Origin of the sequence: Peribacillus psychrosaccharolyticus ATCC 23296 (genome assembly GCF_000305495.1) — a bacterium.
Taxonomy (GTDB): Bacteria; Bacillota; Bacilli; order Bacillales; family DSM-1321; genus Peribacillus; species Peribacillus psychrosaccharolyticus.
In genome coordinates this window covers 1-420 of record NZ_AJTN02000136.1, presented here as the reverse complement: position 1 = coordinate 420, position 420 = coordinate 1, and the positions used below count along the sequence as shown (strand labels likewise).

Genomic DNA, 420 nt, shown 5'->3' with positions numbered 1-420 from the left:
ATTAACTTATTACATAAGGCGATTAGGGACTGCATTTTTTTTAATGGATTATCCGGTCGCTGTGTGTAGTATGCATGCAGCGCTTTAAAGGCGGAGTTCTTGGCGACCATAATCATACAAACCCTGAAAAGGAGCGCCCTCAGCTTCTTCCTGCCTCTTTTGGTAATCCTGGTTTGTCCCTTATGTTTGCCTGAAGTATTCTCCTTCAAGCTTAATCCGGCTAGTTTTATGATTTGTCTAGGATGCGAGTACTCTTGGAGATCACCCACTTCTGCAAAGAAGCCGGCAACGGTATCTCTTCCTACCCCCTTGATGGTCAACATTTGCTGGACACCAGGAACTTTTTCAATCAGGTTATCAATTTTTGTATCCAGTTCTTCAAATTTCATTTGGATTAAATCATACTTATCAAGCAGGGTT

The 420-nt window shown here is 41.9% G+C and carries 1 protein-coding gene; it reads right to left on the bottom strand.

Translation table 11 applies throughout. From position 1 onward, the window contains the following. The coding region (locus WYK_RS06480) for an IS110 family transposase (RefSeq protein ID WP_040373733.1) at positions 1–420 on the bottom strand (420 nt) is incomplete at both ends.